The 16,551-nt window shown below is 42.2% G+C and carries 15 protein-coding genes; 7 read left to right on the top strand and 8 right to left on the bottom strand.

Annotated features, from left to right (window positions below; all coding sequences use genetic code 11):
- Window positions 1-606: 606 nt before the first annotated feature.
- Window positions 607-1,422, top strand: a complete 816-nt coding sequence (locus HWQ40_RS13245) for a hypothetical protein (RefSeq protein WP_292778399.1) — start codon at window positions 607-609, stop codon at window positions 1,420-1,422.
- 94 nt (window positions 1,423-1,516) lie between these two features.
- Here HWQ40_RS13245 and HWQ40_RS13240 read toward each other — a convergent pair whose 3' ends face one another.
- The 6 genes from HWQ40_RS13240 to bchB form a co-directional block, all read right to left on the bottom strand.
- Window positions 1,517-1,678 (bottom strand): hypothetical protein, encoded by a 162-nt coding sequence (locus tag HWQ40_RS13240; RefSeq protein ID WP_292778397.1) that lies wholly within the window; start codon window positions 1,676-1,678, stop codon window positions 1,517-1,519.
- Window positions 1,679-1,697: 19 nt separating this feature from the next.
- Window positions 1,698-2,000, bottom strand: a complete 303-nt coding sequence (locus HWQ40_RS13235) for a Txe/YoeB family addiction module toxin (protein WP_292778395.1) — start codon at window positions 1,998-2,000, stop codon at window positions 1,698-1,700.
- Window positions 1,978-2,271 carry a type II toxin-antitoxin system Phd/YefM family antitoxin gene (locus HWQ40_RS13230; protein ID WP_292778393.1) on the bottom strand — a complete coding sequence of 98 codons (294 nt, stop codon included), beginning with the start codon at window positions 2,269-2,271 and terminating at the stop codon, window positions 1,978-1,980. The genes HWQ40_RS13235 and HWQ40_RS13230 overlap by 23 nt, the downstream gene beginning before the upstream one ends.
- A 214-nt stretch (window positions 2,272-2,485) precedes the next feature.
- Window positions 2,486-2,953: a hypothetical protein gene (locus HWQ40_RS13225; protein WP_292778391.1), complete on the bottom strand. Its 468-nt coding sequence runs from the start codon at window positions 2,951-2,953 to the stop codon at window positions 2,486-2,488.
- A gap of 16 nt (window positions 2,954-2,969) precedes the next feature.
- A complete protein-coding gene (locus HWQ40_RS13220) occupies window positions 2,970-3,356 on the bottom strand; it encodes a hypothetical protein (RefSeq protein WP_292778389.1) in 387 nt (128 codons plus the stop codon).
- A gap of 775 nt (window positions 3,357-4,131) precedes the next feature.
- The gene (gene bchB, locus HWQ40_RS13215) at window positions 4,132-5,658 is read right to left on the bottom strand and encodes a ferredoxin:protochlorophyllide reductase (ATP-dependent) subunit B (RefSeq protein WP_292778387.1); all 1,527 of its coding nucleotides are present in this window, start codon (window positions 5,656-5,658) and stop codon (window positions 4,132-4,134) included.
- A 452-nt stretch (window positions 5,659-6,110) separates the two neighbouring features.
- Between bchB and HWQ40_RS13210 the strand changes: the two genes are divergently transcribed.
- Window positions 6,111-6,800: a Uma2 family endonuclease gene (locus tag HWQ40_RS13210; protein ID WP_292778385.1), complete on the top strand. Its 690-nt coding sequence runs from the start codon at window positions 6,111-6,113 to the stop codon at window positions 6,798-6,800.
- A gap of 32 nt (window positions 6,801-6,832) precedes the next feature.
- Here the strand turns inward: HWQ40_RS13210 and HWQ40_RS13205 are convergent, their stop codons facing one another.
- Together HWQ40_RS13205 and HWQ40_RS13200 are read right to left on the bottom strand one after the other, a co-directional pair.
- A complete protein-coding gene (locus HWQ40_RS13205) occupies window positions 6,833-7,861 on the bottom strand; it encodes a DUF6745 domain-containing protein (RefSeq protein ID WP_292778383.1) in 1,029 nt (342 codons plus the stop codon).
- A complete protein-coding gene (locus HWQ40_RS13200) occupies window positions 7,848-8,141 on the bottom strand; it encodes a hypothetical protein (protein WP_292778381.1) in 294 nt (97 codons plus the stop codon). The genes HWQ40_RS13205 and HWQ40_RS13200 overlap by 14 nt, the downstream gene beginning before the upstream one ends.
- A 486-nt stretch (window positions 8,142-8,627) precedes the next feature.
- On the opposite strand from HWQ40_RS13200, the gene topA reads away from it, so the two are divergent.
- From topA to HWQ40_RS13175, 5 genes are all read left to right on the top strand, one after another.
- The gene (gene topA / locus HWQ40_RS13195) at window positions 8,628-11,279 is read left to right on the top strand and encodes a type I DNA topoisomerase (RefSeq protein WP_292778379.1); all 2,652 of its coding nucleotides are present in this window, start codon (window positions 8,628-8,630) and stop codon (window positions 11,277-11,279) included.
- Between the two features lie 421 nt (window positions 11,280-11,700).
- Entirely contained in the window at window positions 11,701-11,841 is a 141-nt protein-coding gene (locus HWQ40_RS13190; protein ID WP_012410890.1) for a hypothetical protein, read from the top strand.
- Entirely contained in the window at window positions 11,816-12,313 is a 498-nt protein-coding gene (gene aroQ, locus HWQ40_RS13185; RefSeq protein WP_292778377.1) for a type II 3-dehydroquinate dehydratase, read from the top strand. Before HWQ40_RS13190 ends, aroQ begins: the two co-directional genes overlap by 26 nt.
- A gap of 86 nt (window positions 12,314-12,399) precedes the next feature.
- Window positions 12,400-13,344 carry an ADP-ribosylglycohydrolase family protein gene (locus HWQ40_RS13180; RefSeq protein WP_292778375.1) on the top strand — a complete coding sequence of 315 codons (945 nt, stop codon included), beginning with the start codon at window positions 12,400-12,402 and terminating at the stop codon, window positions 13,342-13,344.
- Window positions 13,345-13,574: 230 nt separating this feature from the next.
- Window positions 13,575-16,295 (top strand): HD family phosphohydrolase, encoded by a 2,721-nt coding sequence (locus tag HWQ40_RS13175; protein ID WP_292778373.1) that lies wholly within the window; start codon window positions 13,575-13,577, stop codon window positions 16,293-16,295.
- Window positions 16,296-16,551: the final 256 nt, after the last annotated feature.

Genomic DNA, 16,551 nt, shown 5'->3' with positions numbered 1-16,551 from the left:
TTTGTTCGCTTTTAATTTTTATTTATCAGTAAATTTCTGCGTTAAGGAATGCGATCGCATGACATCGTTATGAGGTAATATCTTTATATACTTCAGCAAAGATTTTCCACTGAGTATCCAGCTGTCACGCCTCTGAATGAAGAAAGACAAAAACGCTTACTCTACAGAACCCTTTTACCTCGCTCCAAAGGTTTGCTAACACAGGTTTGAGATCGCCTTGAGTGTTAATTTTTCTTTGCGATCGCAGCTAGTACAGATACCTTGACGTAAAACCGATCGCACATCCTCGACTATTGCCTACTGAACTCAATGCTGCTTGATTATGCGATCGCTATAAATCATAACCATTTTAAGAAATACTTCACACACATACTTTGAGAAATGGTATTAATCTATGGCTTTGTCAAGATTCCTAGACACACAAATAATGTTAAAAAATAAGAACATCTTCCGGAAACTACTGTTGAGAAAGTTTATTTTCTATATGAGTGGAGTGGAACTTCCTTGGGAAAAGAGGGATTTAGTTAGTTTGATTCTTAACTATTCACTCTTTGGGGAGGCGGTTGGTCTCCAGAAATAGACAACATATTTTTAAACTGTAAAATTATGTGGAAATCAAAGTTAATATTTAGATTGATACTGTCGGCTGCGGCGATCGCCACTAGCGTGCAGCTAAATTCAGCGAGTGACTATGCTATTGCTCAAAGTGCATCTTCCAATCCGACTGTCGAATCTGGGCAACAAAATCAAGCTTTAGAAGATGCCAAGGTCGCTATGGTAGGAGTTGGCATAGGAGTCATAGGAGGCTTACTAATTTCTGGTTTATGGTATCAGAAACGTCGTTACCACAAAATCCAGTCACTTGCCAAAATAAACCGGTTTCGTGAAGAGTTTCTCTGCGGCTCTTTAGCAGATTATTACTTATCTAATTCCAAAGCAAATACTTCACCTACAAATTCTCAGAAAACTTTACCAACACCAACTAAAGAAGAATCTCCTAGTTCTGATGAAACTTTCGTAACGCCAACTAAAGAAGAAATATCCGATCCATCTACTTCTGAAACAAATAATCTAGCAACAGAACCTACGCCAGCCGCACTATCTAATTCCTTATCTGACTACTACCACAAGTTAATCGAGGAAATTGTTAATACTGCCCTCAACGATCAAATCAGTTCTAAAGAGTATATATATAGCCAATTAGTAGAAAATGTGAGCAGTGATAATGGTGAAGTCTTTGAACGCTGTTTGAGCGATCGCTTGCATTCCACCCAATCTGAACTACATAAAGTAATAAATTCTCCGAGTTTATTCCAAAAAGAAACTCCTGAGTTAAAGAAAGCTCGTTTAAATCGCACCTTGAAGGCATTAGAAAGTATTCAAGGGGAATGGAAACAAATCCAAAAACAAAAACGAAATTAAGTCCCAGTTACCGCAGCTGTGCAACAAATTCTCACAGATTGAAAAGCAAGAAGCTTTTCAGTCTTGTTACAAAACCTAACTAACATTATTAAATTTATTGGTGTGGACGGTTATGATTACTTGCCGCAATTGCGAGAAAAATACAAGCGATCGCACTAAGTTTTTGTAATAGTATAGAAGTGCGTAGGCGCAGTCTGCCGTAGGCATTACTCTTTAAGCAATGTAAGAAAATAACTAAAATTAGCTGTAAAGTCACGTTACTGGTACTGGCTATTTCAGTAATGATATCGAGCTTGAAGAAAATCAATTCGGTCATCACTTACTAGATAAACAATCCGGTGTTCTTGAGTGAGTCGCTGCGACCAAGCATCTGAATCTAAGTATTTCAATGGTTCAGGTTTACCAATACCTGTAAAAGGATCTCGCATAATTGATTCAATTAAGTCAAAAGCGCGAAGCGCAGTTTTGCGGTTTGTCTCTACCCAATAAGCGAGGTCTTCCCGAAATTCTGGATGAAATACAGCATCTCGAACTTTATTTTCTTGGGGTTGGGTTTCATCTTTCTTCTTCTTTGTCAATACCCAACTCCTGACGTAATTCGTTAATATTTTGAGGTTTTAAAGTTCTAGCTTTTGCTCTTTCCAAAGCAGTTAACAGACAAACTGCATTTTTAGGTGAACGAAGTAAATGGGATGTTTCTAGTAAACTATCTAGTTCATCAACAGCAATTAGAGCGACGCTTTCGCCTTCTTGTCGGTTAATAATTACCACTTCTCTATCTTCAACTACTTGAGCGCAGAGTTCAGCTAAGTTGTTACAAGCATCAGTTAAGTTAGTCTGGTTGGACATGGTGGGAGATTTCCTAATGCTGTAGGCTTTACAGAACATAATAGCTTGACTAGTTTGAGAATTGTGTCTTAGCTAAAATCAGTATTGATAAGTGCTTCAAACTTCTAAGTATCTAGAACTAATCAAAACACTAAATAAAAAGACCAGGTAGTTTACTGACTCTACTCACATAATAATTCAGCAGTCAACTTAGAGGGCTGACTGCTGGATATTGTTAAGCCCTGAAACTATGTCCTGATAGCTTTCTTCTCGGCGTATAAGACCTCAGTTTGGTATATCTTTTTAATGCCCCGATCGCAATTAATTTTCTAGGTGCTGTACTAGCTCGTTGCTGAATAGGACGTAAAACTTCTAATTCACTAGGATGAGTTAAAACCTTGCCTAATGGCTCACTGAAATAAACAACTTGATAATTAGGCGCGAGTTCTGTTTGCAGTTGCTTCCATAGACTAATTCCTTGTTCTTCAAAAGCCGCTTCAGCTTCTGCACTCAAATCTGGTGAATTAGCAGGATCTTGCCAATTTAATGTTTCATTGTAAGCAGATGCCCATTTTCTCAAATGGCTAATGGTTTCTTGACTGAGGGGCAGTCTTGCTGGATCGATATTACCAACTTTATCAGCATCTGCCCACCATAAAGGATCGCACCCATAATCAGCCATTAGTTTTATCTTTACTGCCATAGCTATTCAGGTGAAATTATGGTAACGAGGCGGGATTAGCTCCGACTATATAACCATTATCGCCTATCGTCACTGCTATGTATTGTGTTTGTCCATTAAAAATTACTTCATAGATTTCCCGGCGAGGTTCTATTGTTCGTTGATAACCCAGAAACTTTCCTCTTGTTACAGCAGCCATAACAGCATCCGGGATTTCATTTTGAGAGATTCCACGTCTGGCAAAGTCCTCTTGATGTTTCTCTAAGATGTGTGCTAGTCCCCTTCCTCTTCTACCAGCTTTGCCCTCTTCTAAAAATACGATTTTGCCATCAGCTTGCTTGGTAATCTGCACAACCTTTTCTGGACTGTGCTTAATACCAGCCTGACACAGTGCCGCAAACAATGCCGCTTTGTCATCGATCATATTTAATTTAGTTATTTTAAATAGTTATTGAAAGAAATAATATATAAAAATTAATATTAAATCTATGATATCTCATAATTTAATTTTTACCACTAAAGCAAAAAAATGGGGGTAAAGAATATACATAACTCCTCACCCCTCAATCTTCTCAATTAAACTCTAAACTAAGCTCCGACAGCTTCCTTGGCGGCGTACAATACCTCAGCATTAATTTCCTTGAAACCGCGATCGCAGGCAAATTTCTTGATGCTCCAATAGATTTATCTTCTGTTCGTTCTTTACAGTTTGGGGACATTGTAACAGCACGTTTTCCTCAACAAAACCCTTTCAATGTATGATTTTCCTCAGTTATTATTCAGACCTTGTATTCCGTTCTATGCGGCTTAAAAGGTCAATGATTGCTATTAAAGCTGCTGTAAGAATATATATAATAATACAGGGAATAATCACATAAATTAAAGGTAAGAGAATAAATATATTAGTTCCACCAAAACTTAAAGCTCGACCAAATATTGAAAATATTACAATAAAAAAAATGACTACAATAAAAAAGCCGACAAACTGAAGTATCTTGAGTGTAGTAACTAATCTGGTATACAGTCTATTTTCGTTAAATCTGCTGGATAATTGATTGTTGTTCATAAATACACCATTTTTAATAAATTAGTTTGTGCAAAAAAATTTATTTCATAATAAGCAGAAGAGTGTTCTTTAAAAGAAACACTCTTCTATGGAATTCTAGCTATCAGTTTTATAGCTGATAACTAAATTATCATTAAGCCCCGACAGCTTCCTTCGCGGCGTATAAGACCTCAGCATTGATTTCTTTGAAACCGCGATCGCGCGCGAATTTCTCAGTATTACGCTTCACTTTTCCGCGAACAAATCCCGGAATCTTATTCAATTCTGCTTGACCATCTTTTGTCCAATTCAAATCAGAATCAGCAGAAATTCCTCTAGTAATAACTTCTTTGGTATCATGACCACCGAAGATTTCTAATAGGTGATCTTCCATTCCCAAAGTGAAGGAATTGTAGATCAAATCTGTAATCTGATTCGTGCCTTCGTAACCCATAAATGGTTTGTAACCAATGGGGAAGTTTTGGACGTGGATGGGTGCAGCAATTACGCCACAAGGAATATCCAAGCGCTTACCAACGTGGCGTTCCATTTGAGTGCCAAAAATGGCAGAGGGTTCGACACGAGCGATCGCATCTCCAATTGCACCATGATCTTCGGAAATTAGCACTTCATCACAATACTCGCTAACCTGTTCGCGGAACCAATCTGCATCATATTTACAGTAGGTTCCAGCCCAAACAACATGAATCCCCATTTCTCGCGCCAGAATCTTGGTAATGGCAGCAGCATGGGTATTATCACCAAACACCACAGCTTTTTTGCCAGTCAAGTTTTGACAGTCAATCGAGCGGGAGAACCAAGCAGCCTGAGAGACATGGAGGGTTTGCTCATTGATGAAGTCTTCGTAGTCAACTTCTGCACCTTGAGCATTAATTACCTGCTGAATCTTGCGAATACAACGGGCAGTTTCCACTACACCCATTGGAGTAATGTCTATATAAGGTGTGCCAAATTGTTCTTTTAGGTAACGAGCTGTGGTCAAACCGAGTTCACGGTAAGGCACTAAGTTAAACCAGGCTTTGGACATCTTTTTCAAGTCGTTCACCGAAGCACCTTCGGGAATTAAGGTATTTACCTCAATTCCCAAGTCAGCCATCAGCCGTTTGAGTTCGGTGCAGTCGTGATTGTTGTGGAAACCGAGGGTAGTAGTACCGATAATGTTAACCGAGGGCTTTGCTGTTTTGCCCTCAGCCAATTCGCCGCGCTTCCGGGCTTTTTCAATGTAGTATTGGACAATTTGATCGAGAGTGCGATCGGCAGCTTGCAGTTCGTTGTAGCGGTAGTGGTTCACATCCGCCAGCATGACATCTCCTTTTGCTTCCAACTGCGCCCGTTCGACAAAGTTGTGCAAATCCTCTTGCAAAATGCTAGAGGTGCAGGTGGGAGTTAACACAATCAAATCTGGGTGTTCCTCGGCATCCTTGCGGACGATGTTATCTACCACCTTCTCTTGGGAGCCGCGTGCTAGAACGTTGCGATCGACGACACTGGTTGTCACCGGAGTAAAATCCCTCTCCCGCGATAGCATAGAGCGCATGACGTTAAAGTAGTCATCGCCAATGGGGGCGTGCATGATCGCATGAACATTTTTAAAAGAACTAGCGATTCGCAGAGTGCCGATGTGGGCTGGGCCAGCATACATCCAGTAAGCCAATTTCATGTTTGTGTCTCCCTTTTAAACTCAAATAACTAAGTAAGTGGGCGTAAAAAATATAAGATAGAGCTTACCATCAACCCCTTCGGTGCGTAGTTTACCGCCGTAGGCATCGCCCAGCGTGCCCTTAGCAGGGAAGGGGAGAGGTTTGGAGAGAGGTATTATCTTTAATTCAGCCCATTTACTTATAAGTGCTTGATTATTAAATCGTTTCTGATTTTCTCAAACCTGCTGGCTGAAAAAAAATAAGGTTTGTTGCGGGTTTTAGGGGAGGTGATATAGCTGAAACCTATTTACTGCTTGGGATGCAGCTATCAATTTAAACAATATTGCTGGTGATTTTGTAAAAAAATCTTAATATTCAAGTAAATTTGTTGATTAATCTCTCATTCCCTAGTCAATTGCGTTTTTACTTAATTCGCTAGGATGTACACAAGCTCATTTTCAGTACAACAATTATGGTGAAGACACCCTCCCAGCTTTGGACAATTCCTCCTTTGGAAAATGGCGACAAACTCACCCGCTATGAATTTGAGCGTCGCTATAATGCCACCCCTAACCTGAAAAAAGCTGAGTTAACCGAAGGGATTGTCTATATCATGCCTGCTGCTCTGCGTTTCCGAAGTCACGGTCAACCGCATGGTTGGATTTTGGCATGGCTTGGTACTTACGAAGCTGCGACTTCTGGTGTAGCGTTGGGAGTTGAACCTACCGTCCGTTTAGACTTAGATAACGAACCTCAACCCGATGCTGTTCTGTTGATTGAACCGGAAGCAGGTGGTCAAACGCGGCTGAGTGAAGATGATTATATTGAAGGTGCGCCAGAGTTAGTCGTGGAAATTGCTGCTAGTAGTGCGGCTATTGATCTTCATGGCAAAAAACAGGCTTATCGTCGCAATGGTGTCAAAGAATATATTGTTTGGCAAGTTTTAGACCAAAAATTGACTTGGTTTTCTCTTGAACAGGGTGAATATCTGGAATTAGTACCTGACAATGAAGGCATTTTGCGAAGTCGGGTATTTCCAGGGTTGTGGTTAGCGGCGACGGAGTTATTAGCAGGTAATATGCAGGGTGTGTTGAAGGTTTTACAAGCAGGCTTGCAGTCTGCTGAACATGGAGATTTTATTAAGAAATTGGGTAGTTATTAACCCGTTATAAATGGAGAAAGTCTCTTAAGCAATTAAGTTTGCACACCAAATTCTTCTGGATCTATTTCCCAATTAACCCAGCTAATCGCTTCACGCGCTGAGTTCATACTTGGTGGAACTCGCAAGGCATGAATAAAGCTTGTGCTAGGGCAAGTCATTTTTAATAAATAAATCGGCTCGATATCTACATTGTTATCAATTTTTAATAGTGTATATTCTTGCCAATTATCTAATTCAATAGCTTGTAGTTCTTGGCAAATTCTGGCGTAACCAATACCCTGAATTAACACTCGGCGTAGTTCGGCGTTTTCTTCTGTTAAAAGCCATTGAGATTGCCATTGCTGAGGGTGGATTTTACCGTATTTTTCAGGCAAGGTTACGCCGTGGTAGGAGTAGACGCTATATCCATCGGTAAATTCAATGGCGGGTTCGCCTTCAGCGTGGAGGCGATTTTGATTGTCAAAAGATAATTTTGTGGGGCGATCGCATATCATACAAACATTATCACAAGCAAAAATACGACCACAATGCTTGTATATATTTTGTAAAATTTTCCATATTTCTTGATTATAATCGCATTTTAATACATAAATACAATACTCAAAAAGACTATATGGACGTAGCAAACAGTCTAATCTGACGCTACCATCTTCAAAAAACTTTAAGGGATTTATTTGAAATTCTCTCTCTAGTAAGACTCCCAACTCAAATTCTATTTGATTAATTCTATGAATATTTAATCTTTGATCTAATACATATAAAATGTCGTAACCTAATTGTTCTGCTAACTGAGCGAATAGTAGGCACTCTATATCAAGATAAAGTTTTTCATTTTTGGATTTTAGTTGAAGATCAATATCGAGGCAAAGAGATGCATAAGGACTATCACAGAAAATTATTGTAGGCTCTGGCTCACTAATAATAGCATAAGCAGTTTTTACAGCTTCCGCCGCTTTCTCTCTATCAATCCGCTCAGTTGAAAGCGCGATCGCTCTCCACTTGTCCCGATAAACTGGAATCAAAGCCTCTTGCTCAGGCGTTAACTTTTCAATCAGCGACATAACGCCAACCTTCAGGCTGATATTCTCGCTGAATTTTCACCATCCAGTCACCTTGGGGAATAGAAATAGCTTTATGCTCCTCATGAGCTAGCAATGCCGACTCTGAAAAAACACGTAAATAAATTGTGCCATCTTTTTCAGATAATTCCGCCTTGCCCTCAGTAATACGATGTTTATGACCCGTAACTTCGCCTTCTGCCAAAGTTAAATCAGGTATTTTTTGTCCTTCAATCTGCTGCACAGGTAGTAAGATCACATCACCCTGACGAATTGGTCGCATAGTTTTGCTTTCCTGACATGGGTACAAACCCCACTTCGCTTTTGCTCTCAAGTTTGATTTAATTTTGGCACAAGCTCTATTAGAGTGGGGCATGGAGAAGAGGCAGAGGGGCAGGGGGAAGGGGGCAGAGGGGAAAAACTTACTGCAACTTACTTCTCCTCTGCTCCCCCGCTCCCCTGCTCCCCACTCTCCATGCCCCATGCCCCATGCCCAATTCCCCAATTAAAGAATATTTTGAAAACTGTAGTCGCCAATTATGCGTTAGATAAGTTAAAGATTGAAATAGCTGGAAATTCAGACCCAGCGTACCCTCATTTATCCTCTGGGACAGACTGGGCATTAAGTTCAGCGGATTTTCTCCCAAGCAGGCAGTTTATGTGAGGATTAAATCACCGCCCTAAGCGTGACCATTTATCTTGACAATTTGCAAAAGTTACTTCAATTTGACTGTTTAGCTTAGTAGCTCTTCTTTTTATTGAAATTTCCATGTCAACCCTCGTCATCGTCGAATCTCCAACCAAAGCTCGTACCATTCGCAACTACCTGCCATCAGGCTATCGGGTGGAGGCGTCTATGGGTCATGTGCGTGACCTACCCCAGTCGGCTAGTGAAATTCCCGCTGCCGTCAAGGGGGAAACATGGGCGCAGCTAGGGGTAAATGTGGACGCCGACTTTGAACCGGTATATGTTGTCCCGAAAGACAAAAAGAAAATTGTTACCCAGCTCAAAGATGCCCTCAAGGATGTAGATGAACTGATTCTGGCAACGGACGAAGACCGGGAAGGTGAAAGCATTAGTTGGCATTTATACCAATTGCTGAAGCCGAAAGTTCCGACTAAGCGGATGGTATTTCACGAAATTACCCAAGAGGCGATTAAAAAAGCTCTGAAAAACTGCCGCAATATCGATGAGCAGTTGGTTCGCGCCCAAGAAACCCGGCGGATTTTAGATCGGCTAGTCGGCTATACCCTGTCTCCCTTGCTATGGAAAAAAATCGCCTGGGGATTATCTGCTGGGCGAGTGCAATCTGTAGCTGTGCGGCTTTTAGTCACTAGGGAACGCCAACGCCGCGCCTTCCATGAGGGTACGTACTGGGATTTGAAAGCTAGTTTGTCCAAGGAAAAAACCCCCTTTGGTGCCCAATTGGTAACATTGGCAGGAACCAAAATCGCTAACGGCAGTGATTTTGACGCCACGACTGGACAAATTACCGCAGGTCGTAATGTCTTGCTGCTCAACGAAGAACAAGCGGTAGCGCTCAAAGAACGCCTAACTGGTAAAACCTGGAGTGTTAACGACATCGAGGAAGGCCCAGTGACGCGCAAACCGTCGCCACCGTTCACCACCTCGACGTTGCAACAAGAATCTAACCGGAAACTGCGCCTCTCAGCCCGTGACACGATGCGGGTTGCCCAGAATTTGTACGAGCAGGGGTATATTACCTATATGCGGACAGATTCGGTGCATTTGTCAGATCAAGCGATCGCAGCTGCTCGGAGTTGTGTAGAAAAGCTTTACGGTCAACAATACCTCAGTCCCCAACCCCGGCAATACACCACCAAATCCAAAGGCGCACAAGAGGCGCACGAAGCAATTCGTCCAGCAGGTAGCAGCTTCCGCACCCCCCAAGAAACTGGTTTGGGTGGTCGGGAACTTGCCGTTTATGATTTAATTTGGAAGCGGACTGTCGCTTGTCAAATGGCTGATTCCCGCCAAACTCAAATTACCGTGCAATTGCAAGTGGAGGATGCTGGATTTCGTTCTTCTGGCAAACGGATTGAATTTCCAGGATACTTACGTGCATACGTTGAAGGGTCAGACGACCCAGAAGCAGCACTGGAAGACCAGGAAGTAATTTTGCCGAACCTGAAAGTGGGAGATCATCCAAATTGTACAGAACTGGAAGCAGTTGGGCACGAAACCCAACCGCCAGCTAGATACACCGAAGCTTCTTTGGTGAAAACCTTAGAAAGCGAAGGTATTGGTCGTCCCAGTACCTACGCCAGCATCATTGGCACGATCATCGACAAGGGTTATGCTCATTTGGTGACTAACGCTCTCATTCCCACCTTCACCGCTTTCGCGGTCACCGACTTGCTGGAAAAACATTTCCCGGACATCGTTGATCCTAGTTTTACCTCGAAGATGGAGCAAACCCTTGATGACATTGCCACAGGTGAAGCGAAATGGCTGCCCTACTTGCAGAAATTCTATCTGGGAGATAAAGGACTGGAAACGCTGGTAAAAGAGCAGGAAAGTCAAATTGATGCTACCAAAGCTAGGACTGTAGAACTGGAAAATTTAGATGCCAAAGTCCGCATTGGTAAATATGGCCCTTATATTGAAGTCGAAAATGGTGAAGGAGTTATCACCGCTTCAATTCCCAAAGACCTAACGCCAGCTGACCTCGACCCCAAACAGGTAGAAGTATTGCTGCGGCAAAAAATCACAGGTCCTGACCAGGTAGGCCGCCATCCCGAAACTGGCGAACCAATTTATGTAAAAATTGGTGCTTACGGGCCTTATGTCCAATTGGGTGACAAAACCGACGAAAACCCCAAACCGAAACAAGCCTCCCTACTCAAAGGTGTCACCCCAGAAACCGTGACCCTGGAAATGGCTGTTGGTCTGTTGGCACTACCCCGGACATTAGGAGTTCATCCAGTTACTGGCGGCAAAATCCAAGCAAGTTTGGGACGCTTTGGTCCTTATGTGGTTCATGACCAGGGTAAGGAGGGGAAAGACTACCGCTCTCTGAAAGCTGCTGACAATGTGTTGACAATTAGCTTAGAACGTGCGTTGGAATTGTTATCCGAACCAAAAAAGGGACGCAGTTCCACTAACAGCAAGTCCAAAGCAGCCTTGCGCGAATTGGGTACGCATCCAGAGGACGGGGAAACAATTAACATCTACGATGGTCCTTATGGCCCTTACATCAAGCATGGCAAAACTAATGTAAGTATCCCAGAAGGTCAAACGGTAGAAGATGTAACCCTGGCGGCGGCGCTGAACTTGTTGGCAGCTAAGGCATCGACCGGAAAATCGACTCGCAAAACGAGTAAATCAACGAGTTCCAAATCTAAGTCAACTGCTAAATCATCAACAACCGCTGCAAAGAAAAAGGGCACAGAAGGCTAGTGACAAGTCAGCTAATTTTGGATTTTAGATTTACGCTAGCGTAGCGTTAGCGACGTTCGCGTAAGCGTCTCCCCTTGGGATAAGGAGCGTCTTTTAGATTTATTTCGCCCATAATGGACGAGGTATGAACCCTAAAATTATCTAAATCTAAAATCTAAAATTCTTACTCAATAGTCTATCTAAAGTCCGATTTTTAACTCTTGACCCTTGATATCCATCCTTGATAGGATACAGTTCAGTAGGTTCAAGTGTGATACTCTAAAAAGTAAGGGAAAACACAACGCTAAATTTTAGAAGTGGCTTATGTCCCAAATGCGGGATTGTGTATCAGCCCGATTGGAAGCCAGAGGTGCGAAAATATGTCATTTTCTGCGTACCTGTTAATCAAAAATTGAGGTAGTATCTCAGGAGCGATCAGTTCATGGACTATATAGAAAAGGTGCTGGAAAAGCTTAAGGAATTAGCTCGTAGGCTAATCGAAAGCCTATTAGGGCCAGAGGCTGAACCGGAACCGGAACTGATTCCGATTCCTGTGAATGATCGCTCGCGCCGTCGCCACTAATCCCAAAGTGGTAAATTCAACGTTGCAACCCTTAAGTATTCTGGCACTGCATGGGCCAAACTTAAATTTGCTAGGACAGCGAGAACCAGGAATTTATGGTTCGTTGACACTAGCTGAAATTAACCGCCTGTTAGAAGAAGAAGCATTCAAATTACAGGCGAAAGTTTTTCCTTTGCAGTCAAATCATGAAGGAATTTTGGTAGATACTATTCATGGCGCGTTAGGGCAGCATCAGGGAATTCTGATTAATGCAGGAGCGTATACCCACACAAGTGTGGCATTACGAGATGCGATCGCTGCTGTTAACTTGCCCACAGTGGAAGTACATCTGAGTAATATTTACCGTCGGGAAGAATTTCGCCATCATTCATATATCGCCCCAGTTGCGATCGGGCAAATAAGTGGTTTTGGCGTTCAAAGTTACTTATTGGGCTTACAAGCTTTGATAGATCATTTAAGAGTTAGGAGTTAGGAGTTAGAAATTGGTAGTTGGTAGTAAAGTTGGGAATTAGTAATATTTCATTAACTCCCCATTCCTCACTTTTAACTACATAATTTATGCGTTACTCTCCTATAAGTCGGTTTAAAGGAACTTTACTCGGAGCATTCCTGGGAGGAAGTTTACTCTCTGGTGGTAAAGTACAGTTTGAGAGTTACCTAGATTTAGGCAGAATGGCAGTTCTGGGTATCCAGAGTTTGATTGCGTTGGGTAGATTAGATTTAGATGATTGGATAGAGCGTCAGCAAGAAGAACCTCTTCATTTAGTAGCAACTGATGACATCTCGATAAAAATAATTATTGCCACATTCCCAGTAGCACTCTTTTTTCACGAAAATCCAATCAAGCTCCGACAAAACTTGCTGCGTGTACTGAAAATCTGGGAGGATGACCCAGTAATCAGAGATGGAACACTAGCAGTAGGATATGCGATCGCTCTTGCCTTAACTGAAAAACTCGACCCTCTAACTCTTATCCCACAAACAATTTCTTTTATCGGCGAAACACCGACATCAATACCAAAAAAATTATTAATAGTCCAGAATTTATTAGAGCAAGGGGCTGGATTATCAACAACGCAAGCTGAGTTTGCTAAGGAAGAAAAACTCAGTAACACTATTGCTATGGCATTTTACTGCTTTTTGAATACCTTGGAAGACTTTCGCCTGACAATTTTACAGGCTACTCACAATGACAATTCTCAAGTGCAAGATGCTACGCTTCTAAGCTCACGGGCTACAGGTGCAATTACTGGTGCTTTGTCGGGAGCATATAACGGGACAGGCGGAATTCCCGTAAATTGGCAAGTCTTGCTCTTGCAGAGGAATTCTCCAGCATGGGGACTAACTAGCTTTTCCCAAATGTTAGAATTGACCGATGCATTTGTGGGAGTGTGGTCAGGAGTGTATAATCTTACCTTAAACCCAAAAGAGTTAACAGAGGAGGGATGTGAGGTGGCTTTGCTTTCAGTTTACGCAGCTCCTCGCGTTATTCGGTCGCGTTAATCTTAAATTAACCAGATAAGGGGTTAAAGGTAGGCAAACTTCCGCCACAGTTGTATTAGTCTCATATACTAGAATTTTTCAGTAAACCCTTGGACTGATTCTGTAGCTAGCTATTGTGGCAAATCAGCAATAAAAAACCCCCGCCACCGAGTTGCAGCCGCCGCAGATTAAACTTTCCTGATGATTGTCTTTTTTTGAACTATCAAAGTTGGCAATTGCAGGCAGAGATAATGAAAATGCATCAGTTTTTGCAGTTCTTGAACCAGCAATTGACTCACTGGCGGCGACAGTACAAAACACTACGCCGTAAGGGAAAGTTAATGAGAAGTCCCAAAGGTAAAACCCATAGAAGGGAACTTCTGAGGACTATGCTCAAGAATGTATTCCTGTTTTTATCAAAAACCAATGAGAAAAGCGAACGCCGAAAACAAGAAAGAGCGCTAAGGTCAAAGGCAAAATCGGTCAAAAATAAGAGTAGTATTTATGGAGTAGCTTTAGATTGGACATACAAACAGCGTTACTCGGTGATTTTGGCGATCGCTTTAGTGTCCCTCACAGGCGTTATTGGCCATAAATTATACAATCAGACTCAACTCCAAGTAGGACATCCCGCACCCCAAACGATTACAGCGCCTTACACAGCTAGCATCGAAGATCAGAAAAAAACTGAAGCCGAGCGCAAAGCCGTCAGCACAAGCTCTTTACAGGTGTTGATGCTTGATCCGCGAATCAACGAAAAAATCAACCAAAATTTGCAACAACTTTTAGATGATGGCAACGAAATTCGCGCTGTTGCTGGAGCTTTTCCTTTTTTTGAACCTGTAGTTTTATCCATCTCTACCCAACGTTACCTCCGCTCTTGTTCAGACTTGGAATGGCAAGCACTGCTATCGGCTGTAGAAAATAGTAAAAATCAGCAGCAGAAGGGAATCGGACAAACTACCGCTTCATCCCGTCCATCATCCATAGCTGCACCCAATCAGAAACGCCAGCCGCGTACAACACCACCCAAATCTGATTCCCAGAGTCCAGAAAAGACAGAACCAGTTGATTTTTCTCAAAATACTGACTTTACTCAAGCTGTAACAGAACTAGAATCTTACCGCCTCACAAGTTCTGAGAAAAGCTTGTCCTTAATAATTGCCGAAATTTCCCAAACACGTCAAAGATATATCCAAGCCACTGCCAAACTTTTAAAGTTAGAGACTGTTAGCCCCGAAGCAGTATATGAAGAATCTCTACTTTTGGATTTATCAGATGGGGAATGGGAAAAAACACAAATGGGAATCCATCAAAGTCTAGAGCGGATTCTCACCCAAGGCATTCCACAGGGACTGCCAAAAAATATCTTACAAGATGCGGTGAGTTTACAATTACAGACCTTTGTACCAGAATCCGCTGAAACTTTGGCAAAAAACCTGTTGTTAGCTGTACTCAAGCCGAATTTACAAAAAGATGAAGAACAAACCAGAGAAAACGCTCAAAAGGCTGCGGCTGATGTGCCACCCGTGATGGTGAAGGTACGGCATGGTGAGGTGATTGTCAAAAAAGGAGCGCAGATTACTGCATGGAACTTTGAGGTGCTGGAGCATTATCACCTGATTCGCCGGGAGGTAAAGTGGCAGGAGTTGGTGAAGTTAGGAGGCGTGATAACGCTCGCTATTGGCATTTTTGTCTGGGTAGAACGCCATATTGATTACGAATTGCGACAACGCGATCGCCTATTAGTGTTATTGCTAACTCTGAGTGTGCCAGGAGTGATTACGATCGGATTGCCTTATACCACCTGGAGCGCCCTTGGTTTATTGTTGGGAAGCTTTTACGGCCCCACTTTGGGGTTGACAGTTGTCGGTCTGCTGTTGCCGATATTAGGCATTAGCTTGGATATGAGCAAGGCTGCGCTTTTAGCTGGTGTTGGGGGAGGAATATTAGGTAGTTACATTGCCCAACGATTGCGATCGCGTGAAGAGTTGGCATTATTAGGCGTTGCGATCGCCTTAACTCAGGGCGGCATTTACCTGATTGTTAAAAGCTTAATTGGTCAAGTATTTGGTTCAACCTGGTATATTGTCTTTCAAGAAGCGGGATTATTTGCTTTATCCGGCTTAGGCTGGAGTGTTATCGCTTTGGGCTTGAGTCCTTATCTAGAAAAAGTTTTTGATTTAGTTACCCCAATTCGCCTAGCAGAACTGGCGAACCCTAACCGCCCTTTATTAAAACGACTCGCTACTGAAACTCCCGGAACTTTTCAACATACGCTGCTTGTAGCTACTCTTGCTGAAGCTGCTGCCAAAGAATTAGGATGCAATGTTGAACTAGTCAGGGCTGGGACATTATATCACGATATTGGCAAAATGCACGACCCTCTTGGTTTTATTGAAAATCAAATGGGCGGGCCGAATAAACACGATACAGAGATTAAAGATCCTTGGAAGAGTGCAGAAATTATCAAAAAGCACGTGACTGAAGGGTTGGTGATGGCGCGTAAACACCTTTTACCTACGGCGATTCAAGCTTTTATTCCAGAGCATCAGGGAACAATGCTGATTGCTTATTTTCATCACCAAGCCCAGCAAATGGCTCAGTCAGATCCAAGTTTAACAGTAGACGACGCAGATTTTCGCTACGATGGCCCAATTCCCCAATCACGGGAAACCGGAATTGTCATGTTAGCAGATTCTTGTGAAGCGGCGCTGCGATCGCTGCAAGCATCAGCTAAATCTGTGGCAGAAAAACGATCGCTCAAAGATGTCTCCACTGAACAAGCTTTAGCAATGCTCAATAATATTCTGCGTGCCAAATGGCAAGATAATCAACTCGTTGATTCAGGACTCAAACGAGAAGAGATGTCACAAATTGCCCAGATATTTGTGGATGTTTGGCAGCAATTTCATCACAAACGGATTGCTTATCCTAAATTGAAGTCTAGTAGCACTGTGCGGAATTCGTAATTAATAATAAATATTGGCTCAGAATGCGATCGCTTATTGTTTTTAAGTTTTTCAGTAAAGTTGGTCAATAGATATCTTGCAAAAATCCCTAGCACCCCAACTCTTAATCTTTTCTCTTGCTAAGAACAGGGTAGACACAGTATAGCTTTGTCAGGTTGAGATTATTATTGTAATTTATACAAGAGGTCTAATGAATTCTGATAAAAATTTTAAACATAATTAGGGCTTGCTGAATAAACATAAAACCTTGATAAAT

Source organism: Nostoc sp. NMS9, from assembly GCF_017114995.1.
GTDB lineage: Bacteria > Cyanobacteriota > Cyanobacteriia > Cyanobacteriales > Nostocaceae > Nostoc.
This window is presented reverse-complemented; position numbering and strand designations above follow the sequence as displayed.